A 21,897-nucleotide genomic window follows, 5' to 3' on the forward strand; every position below is an offset into this window, starting at 1 on the left:
ATATAGTAGAAACTTAAAAGTAATTTATCCAATATTAATAGAAGTTGATAAGAATAGTGAAGAACTTAATTCAAAAGAATTTAAATTAAGATACTATAGGGATAAAGTAATTACAATAAATAACAAGGATTATTATATAACAAATGACTGGTATGATAGTGATAAAAGAAATAATAAATTTGAATTTGTAAGGTGGATAAGAAATAAGATATATAATTCTGTTTATAAAATAAAAGAAGTTAATACTAATGCTTATGAAGTAAGAGATGAAATGAAAATGTTACCTATAAAGGGGTTAACTCTTGAATTAGATAATATTTTAAAGCGTAAGAAGCAAGTTATTTTATATGGACCTCCTGGAACAGGTAAAACATATAATGCAGAAAAAATAAGCTTTGAACTTTCAGCAAGAAATATATATAAAAAATCATTTGAATTTTTAAATGAAGAAGAAAAAGAAATAATTAAAGGTAATTCAGAAAATAAAGGATATGTTAGGTTTTCATGTTTCCATCCAAATTACAGTTATGAAGATTTTATTGAAGGTATTAAACCTAAGGTTATAAATGGGCAAACAGTTTTTGAAGAAAGAGATGGAGTGTTTAAATCAATATGTACGGATGCGCAAAATAATAAAGAAAAAAACTATTATCTTATAATAGATGAAATAAATCGTGGTGATATTTCGCGTATATTTGGTGAACTTATAATGCTTATTGAAAAAAGTAAACGTGGAAAAGAAATAATACTACCTCTTTCAAATACTTTATTTAGTGTTCCAGATAATCTTTATATTATAGGTACTATGAATACTGCAGATAGATCAATTTCAGCTTTGGATATAGCACTTCGTAGAAGATTTGGATTTAAGGAGCTTATGACAGATTATAAGTTATTAGAAGGAATAACATTTAAGTCATTACCATTAGATAAATGGTTAAAAGAGTTTAATAATAGAATTATAGAAAATTTAGGTAATGAAGCTAGAAATCTTCAAATAGGGCATTCATATTTTATTGAAAATGAAAAACCTATATCAGATATTGAAAGATTTAGAGAAATTATAAAAGAAGATATAATTCCACTAATAGATGAATATTGTTATGGAGATTATAGCTTAATGGCTAAAATATTTGGAAATAGTATTATAAATGTAAAGGAACAAAGTGTAAACGAAAAAATATTTGAAGCCTCTAATCCATTAGAATTTATAGAAGCTTTGATTGAACCTTGTATTGAAATAAGAATAGAAGATTCAGTTGAGGATTTAGATGAATATTCTAATAAAGAGGAGATTTCAGATGAAGATGCTGAAAGAGATAGGATATAATATGGAAATTAAGAGTATTAATTTAAAGGAATGGGATACTGTTTTTCTAAAAGATACTTTTATTTTGAATGATAATTATAGAGATATAGCAAAAACCTTAACAAATAATTCAATTATAGATATAAAAGAATTAAAAGATGGGATTTTAATAAACACAAATTCATACGTAGGTAAGATAGGTCTTGGGAATATTGAAATAAATATTAAACCAAAGATTGAAGGACTTCCCTTATATAAGCTCTTGAAGTTTACTTATGGATTAAAGGATTTAAAATTATTAAATGATACTACTCATTCTCTAGATAAATTAAACTTTTTTGATTTGATAATTTATGAACTTATATTAGAAACAAGTATTTTATTTAAACATGAAATAAAAAGAAATTATATAAATAAGGAAGAAGATTTAAGTAATATTAGGGGACGAATTAATATAAATAGAATAGCAAAAGAAGCAGGGGTAATAAAAGAAAAATTACCATGTAAATATTTTAATAGAGAAGAAGATATAATTTTAAATAAAGTTTTACTTTCTGGATTATATTTAGCACTTAAATTAACATCAAATAATGAATTAAAAATTTCACTTAAAAGAAATATTGCTTTTATTGAGGATAAGGTTTCTCAAATAAGGCTGGATAAAAAAGTTTTAATTAAAGCTAAAAATAGTATTAATAGATTAAATATAAACTATAAACCAATAATTGAACTTATAGATATTTTATATGAGGCAGATACTATAGATTTTAATGATAATGATAAAAAAATAAAGTTAAAGGGATATATATTTGATATGAATTCATTTTTTGAAAGGCTAGTAGGGAAACTTTTAGAAAAAGGAAAAGAAAAATATAATTATAAATCCCAATATAATTTTAAGAATATGTTTATATATGATCCAGACTTCAATATTAAAATGAGAAGAAACCCTATATTGAAGCCAGATTTTATTTTGGAGAAGGATGGAAAAGTTGAAAAGTTATTTGATGCTAAATATAAAGATTTATACAATAATCCACTTCCAAGTTCAATGCTTTATCAATTATCTATTTATGCTTTAAGTGGGCTTGGAAATTATGAAGCTACAATACTATACCCATCTATAGAAGGAAGATTAAAAGAGCAAAAGATAAATATTAATAATCCTATTACAGGAGAATATATTGGAAGAGTTAATTTGAGATGTATAGATTTAATATATTTAACAGATATTCTTAATGAAGATGAGAATATATTAAAAGAATATATAAAAAACTATATAATAAAGTAAATTATTTTTATAAAAATGTATTAGAAAATGATATTAAATTAGTTACTAAATAATTATAATGAAGTTTTTTGTTAAGATTAATTTAAGTTATAAATTAATAAGATATATAAGTAAATAAGAAGGATTATATTTAAAGGATATTCCTTCTTATTTTATGTGAAAAATGTCGATATAATTACATTAAATTTAGATAAAGTAACTATTTTACACGATAGAGGATATAGGTATTATAATAAAAATAAGTAAATTGTGCCCTGGGGTACTAGTGGATACTTAGTATTCCATTTGATAAACTTTTAATTTCTCACGATTAGATATATTTAAGATGAATTTCAATAAGGAATAAAATATGACAAATATAATAAAGTATATGATGTAACAGTAAATAAATTAAGCTTATTAGAAAATGAAAATAGTCGAACATTAGAATTTTATAAATTAAATAAATCTGCACAAAAAAGTAACTGGAATACTATAATACTATGGTAAATCAATAATATCTATTGTAAGGGGATAGAATGAATATAAAAAACATTTCAATAGGTGAAGCTATGGAGAGATTTTAAGAATTAAATAATTATGAGGAAGAAAGAGAGCCAAATAGTAAATTTGAGGAAGAGGATTCACAAGTATTTAAGTATAAAACACATTATACAATTAATGAATTGGGGATAAATATATATGAAGCAATTTGTTATAGATATGATAAATATAGTAAAGAACTAGAAGCTGATTTTAATTTTTATATATTTTACGATATTAATAATGATCATAGAGTATATGAAGAGCAAGGGAGTAGTTTAGAAGTATGCATACTTAATTTTTGTGAAAATAGAAGCATTGATTATAGTTATGAGCAATTACGTTGTGACTTAACAGACGAAAAAAATTAGGATTATAGAATAAATAATAAGTAATTTAACAGAAATTTAAAAATATATTATTGTATTGATATATTAAATGTATATATACTATGTAATACTTATAGAATCAAACAAAAGAGTTTTTAGCTTAGTTGATAAAAACCCTTTTGTTATTTAAGTTAGTATAGATAGAGAGATAGTTTTTTATTATATAAAATGATTAAATAAAAGGTGTTAAAAATAATAGAATATTAATTACGAGTAGTAATTTATAAAAAAGTTAGATGGAGGAAAATATGTCAATTGTCATTAAGATATTATGCCCGGTAGTATTAATGGGATACTTAGTATCTCACTTGCTAATGTTAGATTGATGAGCTAATGCAAAATTTGTTACAGAAAGTAGAGCCTTAGGACTTGTTTTTGGAAATAATCATTATGTTAAATTATATTTTGGATAAAATTATGATTACTAGTATATAATTAGATATTATGATAGGGGTTAGAAGTAGGGTACTTAGTATCCCACTTCTATTAATTCATTTTATATTTTGTGTATTATTAATTTTTATAATTTTAATATACCTTATCACCATTGAAAATTGAATTTTTATAAATTACATAATCAAAACTTTTTATTGACTCTAGCTTATTACCGCCAGCGTAAGAAATAGAGGATTGAAAATCTTGTTGCATTTCTACTAATGTATATTTTAAGGAACCTTTATAGTCTACAAACATTTTCTTGCCTTTAACATTTTTTCCGCCCTTTTGGAATTTGGAAGCAGAACCAAAGTATTCCTTATAAAACTTTCCGTCTCTTTCAATAGTCTCCCCACGGGATTCTTCATGTCCAGCAAATAGTGAACCTATCATAACTATAGAAGCTTCAAATCTAATAGATTTAGCTATATCGCCATGGGTACGAACAACCCCATCTGTAATAATAGGTTTAGTTATAGATCTTGCACACTAACGATGGATAGCTAATTGTCAACCACCTGATCCAAAGACTGTTTTAATAGTAGTGATACATACTTTGCCAGAATCAACTCCTACCTTTGTAGCATCTGCACCAGCAGTTTTAAGCTCTTTTACAGCTACAGGTGTTCAAATGTTTCCTGCAATAACAAAACTTTTTGATAAATGCTTAGTAATATGCTTAATTATAAATAACTGCATTAGAATGTCCATGAGTAATATCAATTGTTATATATTCAGATGAAAGATTTTCGGCTTTTAAATCCTCAATAAAGGCATATTCTTCCTCTTTAACTCCAACATTTATAGAAGAATATAAGTTTTCCTCTTTCATATCTTTAATAAAATCTATTCTTTTATCTTGCTTAAAACGATGTATTATATAAAAGTATCCATTTTCAGCTAAATAAGTTGCGATTTTTTCATCTATAAATATTTTGAATATTTGGAGGAAATACAGGTAATTTGAAGGTTTTCTCGCCAAAAGTTATAGATGTATCACATTCAGAATTACTGTTTACTATACATTTTCCTGGTATTAATTGTATATATTCATAATCAAATACTTTATATATTCTCTACCTATTTTATACGAATTATTTATAATGGATATGTGAAAAACGAAGATATTATACACAGGGTATTAGTAGAGTACAGGATTTATATCATAAATATATAATCTTATGCCTTGATGTGGCAAATGTAATAAATATAAAGGAAACAATAATTGAAAGTATGGATGCTAAGCTATCACCTAGAACAAGAAATGTACAAAATTTAGAGAATAAGATTCAAAGATTAGAAGCATACGAGAAATGGTAAGATAGTAAACCTATTAACTTTGAAAAGTTAGTAGGAAAAGAAATATAGCGAAAGCAGTGGAGAATTTGAGAAAGTTACATAAATAAATGGTATAATATAAAAATATTCCAATATTGTAAAATTTAATTATAGATAATTATAAGTATATATATAAGGCTTAAATGCTATATAATTGTAATATGAAATGTAAGTATGGGGGTATGGAAAAAATGAATATGATTTGGAATAAGTTGAAAGAAATTGATATTATCTATAATAGTACAATGATATCATTAAATTCATTTGATGAGATTATTTTTCAAACGATAAATAAGATTTATGAAAGTGAAAATAAGAATAATTTTATGATATCAATAGATGATGAACTAACAGCTATATATATGTTGGTGTTTTTAGGAATCAGGACATATTATGAAAATATGGTTGATCCAAATAAAAATATATTGGATATTTTAACTAACAATGAAAAGGTTTGCTATAAGGGGGATCTTTATATTTATGATGGAATTAATGAACTTAATAAAATGAAATATATAAAATTAAAGGGAAATAAAGGATTAATTAGGAATATTGCGTTAGAGAATGCTTTTGAGATAACAGTTTATAATGGAACATCATCAAGAATAAACAAATCAAAGGATTTTTTAATCGGTACAAATATAACAAAAAAGTTTATAGCTGATATTTATAATTGTGATGTTAATAAGTTAAATGGTTTTATAAATTCAAGTACTTTGTTTGTTATGAGGGGAAAGGAAAAACTACTTGATATTATTGAATCTATTGAATTTCATTATGATAATAAAAAAATCCCTTTTACTGAATTATTCCCGTTAGGTTATTGGTCATCAGAGGAAAATTGTTTAATAGTTAAAAATAGGATAAAAGAAGATTTGCTATTTAATGTAGCTTCTAATATAAGTACAGCATTAGATTTAATAATAAATGATGAAAATATTAGTAATGTAATAGTTATTGGAGATAAAGCATATAAGGATTCTTTAGAAACAGAAATAAGAAGAATAAATTTATATAACAGAATTAAGAAATTAATTTTAGTTGGTAGTTGGGAAAATACAAATAACTTTAATTATTTTATATCAAAAGACAATAAGTTTGATATTTATGCAGTAACTAAAGATTTGGTATTGAGTAATATAAATTTTTATAGTAATAATGAATTCCAAACAAAATCTAGTATACAAGAAAAAAATTATAAATTAATTCAAAATATGATAGATAAAAGAGTAATTATACAAGATGTTGAGGATGAATTAGGAATTGGTACAAATATACTTAAAGTTACAGGATATTTAAAAAGTTTATGTGTATATGGTAAAAGTAATGATGACGTTTTACAATTTATAAAAACTTCATATCATATTTGTAACAAGCTTGAATATACAATTATTCCATTTATCTATTGTAATTCAAATTATGAAAATATAAATATTAAAGTTGGAAGGTTGAAAATAATATGGAGACTATTTGATAACACAAGAGTAGAATATGGGTTAATGAAGTCTGTAATTGAAATAATTGATGAAATGCTTATAAAGCTAAACAGAAACAATAATAAATTTGAAGAATTAAAGAAAATTATAAAAGCAAGTAGGAGTAAAACAACTTTATTAATTAAGAATAAAGATGAGATTAAAGATATTGAAAGATACTTGATGATGCAACGTATGAATAAACTGGTTAAGGTAGTTGAGTATAAGAAAAATATAGATATATTATCATTTGATAATATAATAATGCCTTTTTATCAGGAAGACCTTAATATCTTTACAAGTAACTATTTAAAAGATGTGTACGTTATTTGTTATGAAAGAGAGCAGTATAAATATAAAAGGGATATGAAGATAAATAAAATAGTTGCAAATGATATATACAAAAATAATAAATTAGAATGTGATGATGAGTATGAGTATGAGGATATAGATTTAAATAGCTTAAATGATCAAAATGAAGAATTAATAGTTACTGAGGATGAAACAATAAATGATATTATAGAAGCTAATTGGATTAGAATAATAACTTCTCAACAAGGAGATACTTCAAATAAAAGTTTTAGTGGATCAAAAAGTATTGCAAAGAAGATAGTATTTTTCAAAGATGGAAAATATGCTTTTCTATCAGAAAATTATATAGTTAATAGTGTTGATAGAGTTAAAAATGATATAAGTATTAAAAGAATTGAAGATATTGATTATGGTGATGAACTTATATTCGTAGTTAATACAATTACAGATAAAAATGATATAGTAAAAGATACTATTGATAGGCTTCTTGAACATATAGAATTTCAGAAAAAATATAAAAAGTATTTTGATAATAATTTACTTTGGAAAGATAGTTTAATTAATTATATGAAGAAAAATTTTTTAGATGAAAAAGACATTTCCAATAATTTCAAAATAAAAGGTTGTGATATAACAGCACTTGCAATAAAAAATTGGCTAAACGGTAGTATAATAGGACCACAAAATTCAGAACATATTAAAGTAATAGCAAAGATAATTAAAAATAAAATCTTATCAGAAAGAATTGATGAAGTAATAGCATCATGTAAACAGGTAAGAAGTATTCAAATACAAATAAGAAAAGCAATTGCTAGAATGATAATAAATTCTGTAGTAAGTGGTCAAAATGGTGACTTTCATATGTATAGATATGTAAAAGAAGCAATAGGGGATTTAAGTAGTTATGCTTATATAGGGGATGTAATATCGATTAAGGATATAGATAAAGAAATACCAATACAAAATATTAATAGGATAATTGAGGGGGATGAATAATTATGGATGAAGAAATGAGAGTGAGAAGAGAAATTGTTGAACGCTGTAAGGCTGAAATGTTAGGACCAGGATCAGAAGATATAGGTGGAAATATAGAAACAGAAGTAATTTCTGATTCTCCAATTGAAAGATATTCATTAGGAATACTTTTTCCGCAAAATAGTAATTATGAATTAAATGATGAAGAAAAGCCGGTTAAAGTAGAAAAGGAACCGGATGAGGATGTGATTCTGGAATACTTAAATGAAAAAAGTAGTGAAACCAATATATCGAAATCTTATGTTGAGGATGGAGTACAGGACCAAATAACTATGACAAATCAATTCTTACCATCAGCTATGGGGTTAACTTTTTTTGCTCAAGGTGAAATTAATAGTCTAAATATTAGGGTAAGTGCTTCAACTTATAGAGAAAGCTCATTTAAGGATTGCTGTGTAAGAATAGAAAATTCTTTGGGTATAGAGAAGTATTATTTGAATGACTTTATTTATGTGGAAGGTGAGTTTGTAAAGCTTAAAAAGAATATAAGTAAAAAAGATGTTTATGAGTTGGTTTCAGGAAGAGAAATAGAGAAGGAAAGACCAGAATTAGTTTCAATATTATATAAACTTGCTGATTTATGCACAGTAAATAGAATTAATACTGGGTATGTAAGAAATCCATTGTTGAAGAAGAAGTTAGTTACTGTGGATTTAGCTAAGGAATTTAATCAAACATATATTAATGAAAAAGGCGATACTTCAGTTAATGAAGATATAATTAAAGTAACAGTGCTTAAAAAATCTTTTGGAGAAAATATTTTCAGTTATACTGTGATGTTAGTTAATAACCAAAAGGATTGCAAAGGTTATAAAAATTGTTTATTTCAACCTGAACTTAGAATTAATTCTGAAGAAAATAATATTAAATTTATTGAACATTCCTATATGAGTAAAAGAGGGATAGGAATAGTAAATGATGAAGATTTAGTTTATGAATTATTATATAGAAACAAAAAAAGTTATGCAATAGGACACGGTGTAGCTAGTGGACAAGCGGTTGATGATAATTTAGGAGCTGGTGAAATATATACTGACTTTTTCCCTAGTTTTGAGGTTCCACAATTAGAATTTTCAATTAGTGAATTGGATAACAGTGAAAATATACTATCAATGTTTGAATTGTCAGATTTATCGAAATTAACAAAGAAAGAGAAAACCAGTCTATTAAATGATTTTTGCAAATCATATGAAAAATGGATAGAAGAATTAAAAGAAAGTTCAAAAAGAATAGATAAAATTTTTGATAAGGTAGTAAAAGAACAAATAACAAAATGTATAGAAACATTGAATAGAATGAAAAGAGGTGTAGAGATATTATCACAAAATGATAAAGTTTACAGTGCGTTTAACCTTATGAATAGAGCTATGCTAATACAAAGAGAGCATTCAAAGTTTAATGGGGGAGAATTTGATAGATATCCAGGTGATTCAGACTTTCCTAAATTTAATTATATGAATATTGAAAAAAAATATGGTAGTTGGAGAGCATTTCAATTAGCTTTTATATTAATAAATATAGAAGGAATTAGTAACGTAAAAAGTAGTGATAGGGATATAGTGGATTTAATATGGATTCCAACTGGCGGTGGAAAAACAGAGGCATATCTCGGATTAACTGGCTTTACTATCTTTTTAAGAAGATTAACTGATCCAGTTAATGGTGGTGGCACTACCATAATAATGAGATATACATTAAGACTATTAGCAGCACAACAGTTTGTACGAGCATCTATACTTATTTGTGCTTGTGAAAAAATTAGAAGAGAAAGTAAAGAATTAAATTTAGGAAAAGATGAAATTTCAATAGGACTTTGGGTAGGGGGAACACCTACACCAAATAATAATATAGAAGCGAAAAAATTATTTAAATTACTAACTAAATCAACATCATCTAGCCAAGAGTTAGATAATGCAAAAAAAAATAACAATAAATTTCAGGTATTAAAGTGTCCATGGTGTGGAACTAAGTTAGAAATTGAATATGTAGATGGTAAAAAGAAAGGTAATTGGGGATATGATTATGATAAAAAGAAAATTATATTTTGTCCTGAACCTAGGTGTGATTTTCATAAAAAGTTACCAATCCAAGTAGTTGATGAGGAGCTGTATAAAGAACCGCCAACTTTACTATTTGGGACAGTAGATAAATTTGCAGCATTACCATGGGAAGGAGAGGTATCAAAACTATTTGCGTTAGATAAAAAAAATAAAAGAAAACAACCAGAGTTAATAATACAGGATGAGTTGCATTTAATATCAGGACCTCTAGGTAGTATGGTTGGATTATATGAAACTGCTATTGATGCTATGTGTAGTAATATATGTAGTGAAAATCCTATTAGACCAAAGATAATAGCATCTACAGCGACTATAAAAAGAGCAAGTGAACAATGTAAAATGTTATTTAACAGGCAAGTATCACAGTTTCCACCATCAGGTATAAATATAGAAGATTCATATTTTATTAGAGAGATACCAATTGATATTAAGCATGGTAGACAATATATAGGTATTATGCCTTCAGGAAAAACACCAACTACTACTCAGGTAAGATTATATACAGCAATTTTACAAAGCTTAAAGTTTATTGAGGCACCTGATAAGGTACTTGATAAATATTGGACGATGGTAGGATATTTTAATTCAATAAGAGAACTTGGGAAAACTTCTAACTTAGTTGTAGATGATATAGCAAGTAATAATATGAGATATATGAAAAGACTGCTTAAATCTAATGATTTAAGATTTGTAGGATACCCACAGGAATTAACTAGTAGAGTAGAGTCCACAGAGATAGTTAAAATATTAAAAAATCTAGAAAATAATTATAAGAGAAATAGTAAAAAAGATAATGAATATAACAGTAGACCAATTGATGTTTTATTAGCTAGTAACATGATATCTGTTGGTGTAGATATTTCTAGATTGGATTTAATGGTTATTTCTGGACAGCCAAAGCAAACATCAGAATATATACAAGCTTCAAGTAGAGTTGGAAGGAAATATCCAGGAGTGGTTTTCACATTATATAACCCATCAAAGACAAGGGATAGATCGCATTATGAGTTGTTTTATCCTTATCATCAAACTTTTTATAAGTATGTTGAACCAACTAGCATTACACCATTTTCTGAGCAGGCTAGAGAAAGAGGGTTACATGCAATATTTATCAGCATGGTAAGACATTTATTAAAATTAATTGGTGATGAAGATGCTCATGATTTTAAAGATTCATTAGATAATTTAAATATTATAAAAGATTATATTTTAGAAAGGGCTAAAGATTTAGATAATACAGAATTACAGGATGTAGCAATAGAAACAAAAAATGAGATAGAAAGTATAATTGAAAGATGGGATTCAAAGGTAAAAACTGCTGTAACAGGAGATAGAGTATGTTATAAATCTAAAAAGTATGGAAAAAATCTTCTTATTCCATTTTTAGATGAAAATGAAAATAATGCATTTCCTACAATGCAGTCTTTAAGAAATGTTGATAGTGAAGCAAAGGTTGATATACTTGTACTGGGGGAAAATGAGGATGAGTAAAGGAAAGATTATAAAAACAATACAATTAAGTAAATATCAATATACAATAAGATTTGGACAAGCACTTTCTCCTTTTGGAGCAGGTGCAATGGTAGATTTTAAGGATCAAACATTAATGGCAGCTGCACCTGAATATTGGAGACAATTTTCAGAAATTCATGATCAAAGATTAGAAGCATTGTTAGATGTGGAAAAGTTCCATTTACCTGTAGATAAGGAGAGTATGAGTGGGTTACCATTTGTTAGATTTCCACAGTGGTATTTCTGCCCAAGATGTAAGGTGTTTAAACCATTAACTGAGTGGGAAAAAGAATATAAGCCAAGTAGTAAGTCAAAAACAACAGATATGATAACTCCTAAATGTATGGAGTGTCAATTGCAACTAGTGCCAGCAGGTATAGTTGTAGCTTGTGAAAATGGACATATAGATGATTTTCCGTGGGTAAATTGGGTTCATGATAAAAGTGGGGGCATCCCGTGCAATAAGCCATTATTAAAGCTAAAAAATAGTTCCAGTGCATTGGGGTTAGAAGGATTGATGATAGAATGTGTAAGTTGTAAGGCTAAGGCATCTATGAAAGGTGCTTTTAATAAAGATGTTTTCAGTAATATGGAAGGAAAGTATCATAGAAAATATAAATGTTCAGGTAATACCCCATGGAAAGGGATAAAAAAAGATTGTAGTTTATATCCTAACACGTTACAAAGGGGAGCATTAAATATATACTTTCCCAAAGTAGTAAGCTCATTAGTTATTCCTCCCTACTCAAATGAAATTAATACTTTAGTTAGAGAAAGCAAGGCATATAATAAATTAATTGATCAATTAAATGATGAAGAATATGTTTCATTTAAAGGAGAAGATAATATTATAAGTTCTCATATTGAAAAAATAGCACAAGAGATTCATCAAAATGAAAATATAGTAAAAATTATAGTGAGCAATTATTTATCCAATAAGGATGAAGTAGCTAAGCTTACAAAAGAAGAGTATAGATTACAAGAATACAATGCTTTGATTGGAAATATTCCTAAGGAATGTATGTCAGAGAGGGATTTTAAAATAGAGATTCAAAAAGACATATCAAAGTATGGAACAAAATTAATTTCTAAAGTGACATTAGTAAAAAAACTTAGAGAAGTAAGAGCACTTGTTGGATTTAGTAGGATTAATCCCAGTGACCAAAATATAATTAGTGGGTTTAATGAAGGTGATAACTTACCTAAAGGATTTGTACCAATAAAAGAAAAAGAAACTACTTGGTATCCTGCATATGAAACAAGAGGAGAAGGAATATTTATTGAATTTGATAATGAAAAGATAAATGATTGGATTAATGGTTGTGAAGAAATAAATACAAGAATAGAATTATTAAACAATAGATTTAATGTAAAACAAGCTAAAAATGGAAGTAGGACAAGAGAAATAACTCCTAAGTTTGTGTTACTTCATACCATAGCTCATTTACTAATAAAAGAGCTGAGCTTTCAGAGTGGATATGATTCAGCTGCATTAACTGAAAGGATTTATTGTAATGTAGAAAGTGAGGAAGTTATGAGTGGAATACTAATATATACATCGTCGGGAGATTCAGAAGGGACATTAGGTGGCTTAGTAAGGCAAGGTAGATATGATACACTACCTAAAATATTAAAGGATGCAGTTGGAAAAGCTCAGTGGTGCTCTTCAGACCCAGTATGTATTGATAGTTTAGGACAAGGACGGGATAGTATGAATCTTTCTGCTTGCCATGCTTGTACTTTAATATCAGAAATAAGCTGTGAAGAATTTAATGTTTTATTAGATCGGGCATTAATAGTAGGAACGTTAGAAAATAAAAAAATAGGTTTTTTCAATTCATTATAATAGGCACTGGAAATAATAAAATTAAAAAAGGGGTTATATAAATTTGGAGAATTTTATACTGAATAATATAAAGGAAATTAATAATAATATTGATTTTATCAAGAAAAGTGGATATGACAAAACTAAAGTTAGAGCATACTTGAAAGAAAAACTTGATAGAGATATAGAAATAAATGGAATGGAGCTACTAGAAAAATTCTATGCAGACGGATTAGTCAGAAGTAGAATTAAGGATATAGCAAATGAATATTTATATTATAAGAAAGACTTAGAGAAGTTTTATGATAAATCAATATATAATAAATTTTCAGAGGAAGTTAACTGGGAAAATGTTAAAGGAGATTTAGAGGCTAGCATAAAAAAACAGTTAAATGAAAAAGAATATAAATTTATATATAAGGATATGAACAAATTGATTACTAAGGTATTAGTTTTATTGAAAAATGGAGGTTTTCAAAAAAATCTGTTTAATATTAATTCTGGAATAAAAGAGGCTAATGAAGGGGACAGTTCACAGTTTCAGTTCATATCAAGAGCTATATTAGCAGGTTTTAATTGTTCAAATGTAGATGTCCGTTCAAGTAAATATGATTCAATAATAGATTATAAAGGGACCTTACTAAAAGTTCAGGTTAAGGGAATTTCAGATTCAAAAATTTCATTTAAAGAAAGAGATAGAGGTGGACAAGGTATTGATTATAAGCATGAAAATAATAAAGGCAAAATTATAACTAGTTCAGATTGTGATATATATGTCGCAGTAGACAAGCAATGTGGACTTTGTTATATTATACCAATGATGGATATGGACGAAATGAGGAAGATTGATGAAAAGGAAAAAAGAAGTATAGAAGAATTAGACATGTATTTGGAAAATTGGGATATGATAGAAAGTACCGCCAATAGATTAATTAATATAAGATAATTATATTAATAATATAATTGCATTGTCAGGGATAAACGTAAAATTTTAGTTTTTGAGTGTAATATGAGTAAAATTAATATAGTAGTAAAAAATAATGTATTACAGAGACTTAGTATCCTACTTGATAGTAATAATATAAGAATTGTGAAATAAAATGGGGGTGTTATATTAAGTGTCAAAATTAATATGGGATAAGTTTTCGGATAAAGAAAAAGATGAGTACAGAAATTTTCTGAAGATATTTGGTGCATTAAGTGGTCTTTTTAAAGATATTAAGGAAGGTGAAAATGCAAAAAAACCTTATTTATATTATAGAAATCATGAACAGTTATTTGTAAGAGTATTTGATGTAGAAGACCTTACTAGAAAAGATGGTGCTTTTGATGCGTTGGGGATATTTGGAGGAATGAGGGTCGGAATAGGACTCAAAACATGGATACATTCTAGTGATAGAACATATCAGAAGGTTGCAGAATTCAATAAACTTGCGCCTACAGAATTAGATCCTTTAATCAAAAATGGTAATCCAGAAGACGTGGTACGTAAGGTTTCGGAATTAAGAAATGAACGTATAATGCTTGATAAAAGGCTTCATAGAACAGATGTTGATGTGTATCATTTTATTACACGTGATGATAATGTTATGAACATAGTGGAAACCCCTTATGATTTAATAGATATTGAAACTTTAGAATTCATAAGGACAAATGGAAAAGTATATTTGTTTAAGGATAAGCTTCATAATTATAAATTTTATAAAAGTAAAAGCGTATTATTAGAAGAATTCGATGCTTCAAGGGCAGAAATATTAGAGACTATACCTATAGTTCAGTATGATGATCCTTTTGAATTAATAAAGATGATTCAAATACCAGGAATGGATAGAGAAATAATAGAAGTTAAAAATATAGATGAAGAATCTGAACTTCAGATTAATATTATCAATGAACAAAGTGAAGATATTTATGGAAGGTTTGAAAATCAAGATGATATCAATAAGGTTATTTATCTTCCTCTTTATCAGGATAAAAAGGAGGGACGAGTTGTTTCTGAATGCTCAGGTATTAATATTCGTCATTCTAAGCCGAAGAGTAAAGGAAGCAATACTCTAAGACCTGAATATGAAGTTGAAGTAAGAATAAGTAAATGGATACATCATATTTTCCCTAAATTCTTTGGAATAGATGCATTAAATGATGATGAAATTCATGATAAGGAACTAAATGACTTTGATTTACTTCTTCCAGATGGAAGAGTCCTAAGAGGAAGGGTAAAGCAGGCAGGGGGGAAAAGTCTTCAGACAAACCCTCAGAGTTCATTAGGAGAATGGATTTTAAAAGATGTATTAGGAATTGAGAAGAGGGAGGAAAAGGTAACTTTAAAACTTCTTAATGAATTAGGAATTGATAGTCTTAAGATTACTAAAATTGATGATAAACATTTTAAAATAACTGTTGCAGAAACAAATGCTTATGAAAAATTTAAGCTTCAGAATATGGGAAAGATTCTACAAGATGATTCAATAAAGAAAAAGCCTTATTTTAGAACAGAAGATATGAATGAACTCGATTAGAAGTATAAAAAATTATAAAGGATTATTTAATGTGAAATAATATAAGACAAGCTATCAGAATAATAATTATTCCGAGAGCTTGTCTTATATTATGATTATTTAATTTGATGAAAATTTTTTCCGTAATTATTAAGAAATAATAATTTAAAGAGTCTTAGTTTAATAGAAAGATGGCAAGAATGATATGTTTACAAATAAACATATGTTCGATATAATAAAATATGTATAACTTAGATGAAATTACAATGCTAAACTAGAATAACAGGATATTTGATGATATACTAATGTAGTGAATTTGCATAATGAAGAAGAAAAGGTGGTATTACATATTATGAGCTGTGTATATAAGGTAGGAAGTTTATTTGCTGGGGTTGGAGGTGTATGCCTTGGATTTCAAAATTCACATATTGATAATAAGAATTATAAGCTTGTGTGGGCAAATGAAATGGATGAATATGCATGTGAGACATACAGAAATAATTTCAGTCATAAATTAATACATGGTGATATTAATAAAGTACTAAATCCAGAAATTATTAAGTCTCAATTAGAAGAATATATTAAAGAAATAAATGATACTAATAACTTCGGAAAAGAAGATAATTATAATGTAGAACATGATGGATATACAAAAGATGAGAAGAAAAAGATTGAAGAGCTAAAAAGTGAGTATGATTATTATATAAAAAAGCATGAAGAAATATTAAGTGAAAAGCTTGATATCCTGCTAGGTGGATTTCCATGTCAAGCATTTAGTATTGCCGGAGAACGTAAAGGCTTTGAAGATGACCGTGGGAATCTGTTTTTAAGCATAATAAATCTAATAAATCAGCTTCAGCAAAAGTACGGTAATGATGGTGTTCATGGAATTGAAGGTAAGCCTAGAATTTTATTTCTTGAAAATGTTAAAAATTTAAAGAGTCATGATGGCGGAAGAACCTATCAGGTTATAAAATCTGAACTTCAAAAAATAGGGTACATAATAAAAGAACATGTTTTAAATACAATGGATTATTCAGATCTTCCTCAAAATAGGGAAAGAATATATATTATAGGTTTCCTAAATACGGAGGATGCAGAAAGGTTTAATTTGTTTGATAAAATAGAATCGTATAAGAAAGTAAAAAGTAAAGATAATAGAATTAGTGATATAAAAGAAATTATTGATTATAATTTGCCTAAAAATGGGAATGAAAAATATTATTATACTAAAGAAAAATATCCTGGCTATTTCTTAACGGAAGATGAGTATAATGAAATTCCAGAAGAAAAAAGAAAAGCTGAAAGAGTAAATCTTGATGAACAGATAAATGAAATGTATGAATTTTATCAGGTTAGAAGAGGAATGTATGTTAGAAAAAACATGAGTGGAGTATGTCCTACTTTAACTGCTAATATGGGAACAGGTGGGCATAATGTACCCCTTATAAAAGTAAAAGACGGAATAAGAAAGCTTACACCTGCAGAAGCGTTTAAGCTTCAGGGATTTCCAGTAGGAAATGGATATAGCCTTCCATTAGAATACAAAGGAAAGAAGTATTCTGATGCTCATCTTTATAAGCAGGCTGGAAATGCAGTTTCAGTACCTGTCATACAATTTTTGGCTGATAAAATTCTAAAAATACTATAATAGAATATAATTTTTATATAGAATTTAATAGAAAATCCTATTAAATTCTATTTTTTTACTCCTTAGTATACATATAATGTAATATAATATAAATAAATATAAAAGTGTATTGGGGGGGGAGATGGGTGGATAAATTGCAGAAGAATAATAATGGATATTATATAAATAGAAAAGTTCCTTATAATAAAATAAAAGAATACCCAGATAAAATATTAGATAAATGTTTAGATTTTGCGTATGATATGACATATGGAAATTTAGGGCAACATAGAAATTACAGAAGTGGTGGAAAAATTATAAGAGAAAATGGGGAAATATTTATTAATACATTCCAAGGGAAGTTAGCTGAATATGGAATATGTAATGAATTTGTAAATAGAAATCTTAATATTAGTAGACCAGATTTAGAAAAATATAAGTTAGGCAAATGGGATGATTTTGATATAAAGTATAAAGATTATACTATAGCAGTAAAGTCTACAAAATATTATGGGAATTTATTATTACTAGAAAAGAAGGATTGGAATGAAAAAGGAATTTATATTCCTAATGAAAGTAAAGGTGAAGGGTATTATGATTTTTTTCTTTTAATAAGAATTAGTCCAGATGGTGAAGCTATTATGAAGAGAAATAAAATATTATATTCTAAAAATATTGACAAGCAAGAATTAAGAAATAAGATACTTAATAATACAAATAAATGGAGTTATGATATTCCAGGATTTATTACACACAAAGATTTGTGTTATATAATAAAAAATAATTACACAATAGAACAGGGTGCTATTTTAAATGGAAGTACCAAAATTGATGCTAATAATTATTATGTACAAGCAGGTTGTATGAGAAACATAAATGAAATGTTTAATCAATTGTTTGATGTGGAAGCTAAAGAAATAGTTGAATTAGTAGACAAGTTATAAGACTTAAAAGTGCATATGTAAGTATAAAAGTAGAATGATATTGTTAATGGAGATTTAGGCTATGAATGTACTTTACATTTACATTGAGATTATACAATAGATGTAATAATGGCTGCCTTTGGTTATTATAATGAAGATAAGAAGCCTGCCTTTAGAGAAGCAGTTAAATACTTTGAAGATAAGAAAACAGATATCTTCCTTATTACATTAAATAAAAGTGATAAGGATTTTTCACCTTCAACCTTATATGAGGATTATGCTATAAACGAAAAGCTCTTCCATTGGCAAACACAATCAAAAACTTCAGTTGAAAGTGTAACAGGACAAAGATATATTAATCATGTGAAAACAGGAAATAAGATAGCTCTTTTTGTTAGAGAATATAAAACAAAAGATGGTCTGACTTCACCATTTACTTATCTAGGAACATGTGAATATAGAAGTCATACTGGAAATAAGCCAATTAGTTTTGTTTGGGAATTATATGAAGAAATTCCTCCTAAGCTAATAAATAAAGCAAACAAATCTATAGTAATTTAATTATTTATAACTATAAAAATATATATCATATTTATTATTCCCCCTAAGTAATATTTATTAAGTAGATATTTTAGGGGGAATAATTTTTGAGAAATTATAAAGAAAACAAATATACTAAAGTTATAAAACAAGAAATTAAAGATAAGGTAGATAGCTTAATTGCGAAAAATAAAATACTTAAAAAGTATGAAAAAAGCCAAGTTTTAGTTTCTACAATAAGCATAGTAGGAACAATAATATATTGCTTTTTAACAAATAAGAATAATAGCTTAAATGAAATTTGGTCAAGATATGAATTCTATGCAGCTTTAATTTTTGTTTTAATCTATAATGCTATTATTGAGAAAAGAGTTAAGAGTTTAAAGAAAGAAGTAGATAAGGGGACGGAAACTATTAAAAACAAAATGATTCTTAGAATATGTAATTGTGATTATAATTGTTACTGTAGAGAAGAATTAAATGAATATATGAAGGATAATGGTATAAAAATTATTTAGTGTTAAAGATTTTCCTATAGATTTTTTATGATAAATGATTAAAGTTTGATTTATGACCCATAATTAATAATGAAATATGAATTTTATGGAAGAAGGCGAAGTCAAAATGGATGTAGTAAATCAAAATGAATGCATTAAGTTAATAAGAGACTTTATTTATGAAAAATTAGAAGGAGATATTGAAAAAATTAAAGATTTCAACTTTAATGAATTAAGAGAAGATAAAAAATATGGTTGTCCAGATAATAATAAAGAATTCGATGCAGATGATACAATTTTAGCAAAAGCTATTTACTGTGTTGTTTGGGGAGATGATTTACCAGATATTAATTTTAATAATATTGGTAGTAGAAAAGATTATAGAGGCGATATAATAAATTCATTTAATACTTTATTTAGCAGTAGTCTAAATGAAAAACTAAGTAATACTAGAGGTAATAATTATAAGGAATTGAAAATAGGAAGTAAAGGTTTCGTAGTAGAAGATAAAAAATTAATGCTAAGTATAATTGAATTTCATAAACTTTATAGAACTATAGGGAATATGGCTGTGTTACCAAATATATCTCACAATAGTAATAATATAAATCAATATAGAGGTATGAAGTGGAAGGATTACTATGATAAATTTCTTTTAGAATTAAGATTAACCTTTTTATCAGATTATAGTAGTAATGACGGATTTAAAGAGTTATTAAAAGCTAATAGCTTCTATTTTGATAGATTTGAAAAAAGTGAAAGAGGATTTAAAGAATTTTGTAGATTGAATTTTATAGATTACTATATTGATAATGAAATAAGTTTTGGAATCAGCAATGATAATGGAGTAGTATATCCAAGTTGGCAAATGTCAAGGTTTTGGAGGGAAAATCAAAATAACTATAATAAGTTTGCAGAGAAATATATTGAAAAATCATCTGAAGTTATTAGGTATCGTGGCAATATTATATTAGAGCAATTAAGGAAGAAGATTTCTTTATAGAATAAAAATAATATCTACAGGTATTACATATATTTGTATTATTTACTTACAAATACTGATTGTTAGAGTAATTGAGAAATAACCAAAGCAGAAATAATATTATCTTATTATTTTTGCTTTGGTTTTTATATACTTATTAGGGTTAATAGTTAGTAATAAGAATTCCTTGGACTATATAAATAAGTTTAATTAATAGAATATTTCTAGTGTTTTAGCTATTGTTTAATAGCATCCTAGTGATGTAGTAATATTTTCAGGTCAAATACTAGATGTTAAGTGTGCTGCAACATATATTCAAAATCATTCTTAAGAGTTAAGGGTTGACTTAAATAATATATTTCTTTCTGGTGATTCAAGTGGAGATCATGGTGGAAATGATTTTTATTGCAAGAAAACAATTGATATAATTATTGACTTTCTATAAAAGAACAAAATAAAGATGGGATAACCTATGATAAAAGAAAACTTTGATGATATCATTATATGTTAATATATAGAATTGTATATTTTATAATATAATTAATTAGGATATAATAAAAGTAAATATGTAAATATAAGGAGTTCCTATATGAATAAAGAAGAATTTATGAAAAAGTTAAAAAAGTATAGAGAAATAATAGCCTTATGTGAATTTGGTAGTTATGGTACTCAGCATTGGATTAAAGATAGAAGTGATATTGACTTACTTGTTGTTGTTGGACCAAAGGTGGAGTTTTTAGATACAATGAATATCGAGGACGAAATAAAGGAAATAGCTAAAGATTTCTATAAATATGAGAAAATACATTTAACTTTTCTATTGTTTAATGATTTTACTAATAAATATGCTCGTATTGCAGTAGATAGTGATAACCAATATATTTTAGATGAAGAAAGATGGTATGATTTTAATCATTATGTGCTAAAGTCAGTAAGAATTAACGAGAAGTTTGAGAAAACATTAAAAATAGATGAGCAATATAGTTATTTTGGAGGTATTATAGATAAGTCCTTATTATAGATATAAAAAAGAGAAATTTTTAGAAAAATATCAAAGTGCATATGATAATTTAGAAGATCTTAAAGAAGCTATAAAAGAATACAAGAAAAATAAATAATTTAAATGTAATAGATATTGAATTTATATAAAACGGTCAAGCTTATATTGATCGTTTTATTATTTTTGAGGATTATATATAACTAAAAATATTTAGGTTTATAGACTGAAAGATAGTGTTTTTATAAGCTTACGATTTTATGAAATCGATTAAATAAGTAACATTAAGACATATAAAACAAACATTAAAACATAGAAGGAATAAAA

14 protein-coding genes and 2 pseudogenes are annotated in these 21,897 nt (G+C 26.3%); 15 read left to right on the forward strand and 1 reads right to left on the reverse strand.

Going from position 1 to position 21,897, the window contains the following annotated elements; genetic code table 11:
- The 3 genes from QK892_RS14895 to QK892_RS14905 all read left to right on the forward strand — a co-directional run.
- Nucleotides 1–1,330: McrB family protein (locus QK892_RS14895; RefSeq protein ID WP_317274342.1), on the forward strand; the 1,330-nt coding region annotated here is incomplete at its 5' end.
- Nucleotides 1,302–2,600, forward strand: a complete 1,299-nt coding sequence (locus tag QK892_RS14900) for an McrC family protein (protein ID WP_317274343.1) — start codon at nt 1,302–1,304, stop codon at nt 2,598–2,600. The genes QK892_RS14895 and QK892_RS14900, both read left to right, overlap by 29 nt.
- Nucleotides 2,601–3,265: 665 nt before the next feature.
- Nucleotides 3,266–3,493 carry a hypothetical protein gene (locus QK892_RS14905; RefSeq protein ID WP_317274344.1) on the forward strand — a complete coding sequence of 76 codons (228 nt, stop codon included), beginning with the start codon at nt 3,266–3,268 and terminating at the stop codon, nt 3,491–3,493.
- Nucleotides 3,494–4,039: 546 nt separating this feature from the next.
- Here the strand turns inward: QK892_RS14905 and guaC are convergent.
- Nucleotides 4,040–5,019: pseudogene (gene guaC, locus QK892_RS14910) on the reverse strand (GMP reductase).
- A gap of 118 nt (nt 5,020–5,137) precedes the next feature.
- Here guaC and QK892_RS14915 point away from each other — a divergent pair.
- The 12 genes and pseudogenes from QK892_RS14915 (at nt 5,138) to QK892_RS14970 (ending at nt 21,594) form a co-directional block, all read left to right on the forward strand.
- Nucleotides 5,138–5,266 (forward strand): hypothetical protein, encoded by a 129-nt coding sequence (locus tag QK892_RS14915; RefSeq protein ID WP_317274345.1) that lies wholly within the window; start codon nt 5,138–5,140, stop codon nt 5,264–5,266.
- Nucleotides 5,267–5,466: 200 nt separating this feature from the next.
- Entirely contained in the window at nt 5,467–8,067 is a 2,601-nt protein-coding gene (locus tag QK892_RS14920; protein WP_317274346.1) for a DrmE family protein, read from the forward strand.
- Nucleotides 8,068–8,069: 2 nt separating this feature from the next.
- A complete protein-coding gene (locus tag QK892_RS14925; protein WP_317274347.1) occupies nt 8,070–11,657 on the forward strand; it encodes a helicase-related protein in 3,588 nt (1,195 codons plus the stop codon).
- A complete protein-coding gene (locus tag QK892_RS14930) occupies nt 11,650–13,524 on the forward strand; it encodes a DUF1998 domain-containing protein (protein WP_317274348.1) in 1,875 nt (624 codons plus the stop codon). The genes QK892_RS14925 and QK892_RS14930 overlap by 8 nt, the downstream gene beginning before the upstream one ends.
- A gap of 43 nt (nt 13,525–13,567) precedes the next feature.
- The gene (locus tag QK892_RS14935; RefSeq protein WP_317274349.1) at nt 13,568–14,449 is read left to right on the forward strand and encodes a group I intron-associated PD-(D/E)XK endonuclease; all 882 of its coding nucleotides are present in this window, start codon (nt 13,568–13,570) and stop codon (nt 14,447–14,449) included.
- 172 nt (nt 14,450–14,621) lie between these two features.
- Nucleotides 14,622–16,022 (forward strand): NgoFVII family restriction endonuclease, encoded by a 1,401-nt coding sequence (locus QK892_RS14940; protein WP_317274350.1) that lies wholly within the window; start codon nt 14,622–14,624, stop codon nt 16,020–16,022.
- A 331-nt stretch (nt 16,023–16,353) separates the two neighbouring features.
- Nucleotides 16,354–17,652: a DNA cytosine methyltransferase gene (locus QK892_RS14945; protein ID WP_317274351.1), complete on the forward strand. Its 1,299-nt coding sequence runs from the start codon at nt 16,354–16,356 to the stop codon at nt 17,650–17,652.
- A 125-nt stretch (nt 17,653–17,777) separates the two neighbouring features.
- Complete coding sequence (locus tag QK892_RS14950; protein WP_317274352.1) at nt 17,778–18,575, forward strand: hypothetical protein; 798 nt, start codon at nt 17,778–17,780, stop codon at nt 18,573–18,575.
- Between the two features lie 51 nt (nt 18,576–18,626).
- Nucleotides 18,627–19,115 (forward strand): annotated as a pseudogene (locus QK892_RS14955) (DUF3427 domain-containing protein); the annotation flags it as partial.
- A gap of 86 nt (nt 19,116–19,201) precedes the next feature.
- On the forward strand, nt 19,202–19,612 hold the full coding sequence (locus QK892_RS14960) for a hypothetical protein (protein WP_317274353.1): 411 nt from the start codon (nt 19,202–19,204) through the stop codon (nt 19,610–19,612).
- A gap of 106 nt (nt 19,613–19,718) precedes the next feature.
- Entirely contained in the window at nt 19,719–20,594 is an 876-nt protein-coding gene (locus QK892_RS14965) for a hypothetical protein (RefSeq protein WP_317274354.1), read from the forward strand.
- A gap of 568 nt (nt 20,595–21,162) precedes the next feature.
- On the forward strand, nt 21,163–21,594 hold the full coding sequence (locus QK892_RS14970) for a nucleotidyltransferase domain-containing protein (RefSeq protein ID WP_317274355.1): 432 nt from the start codon (nt 21,163–21,165) through the stop codon (nt 21,592–21,594).
- Nucleotides 21,595–21,897: the final 303 nt, after the last annotated feature.

This window comes from Clostridium lamae, assembly GCF_033043255.1.
In the GTDB taxonomy this organism is placed as follows: domain Bacteria; phylum Bacillota; class Clostridia; order Clostridiales; family Clostridiaceae; genus Clostridium; species Clostridium lamae.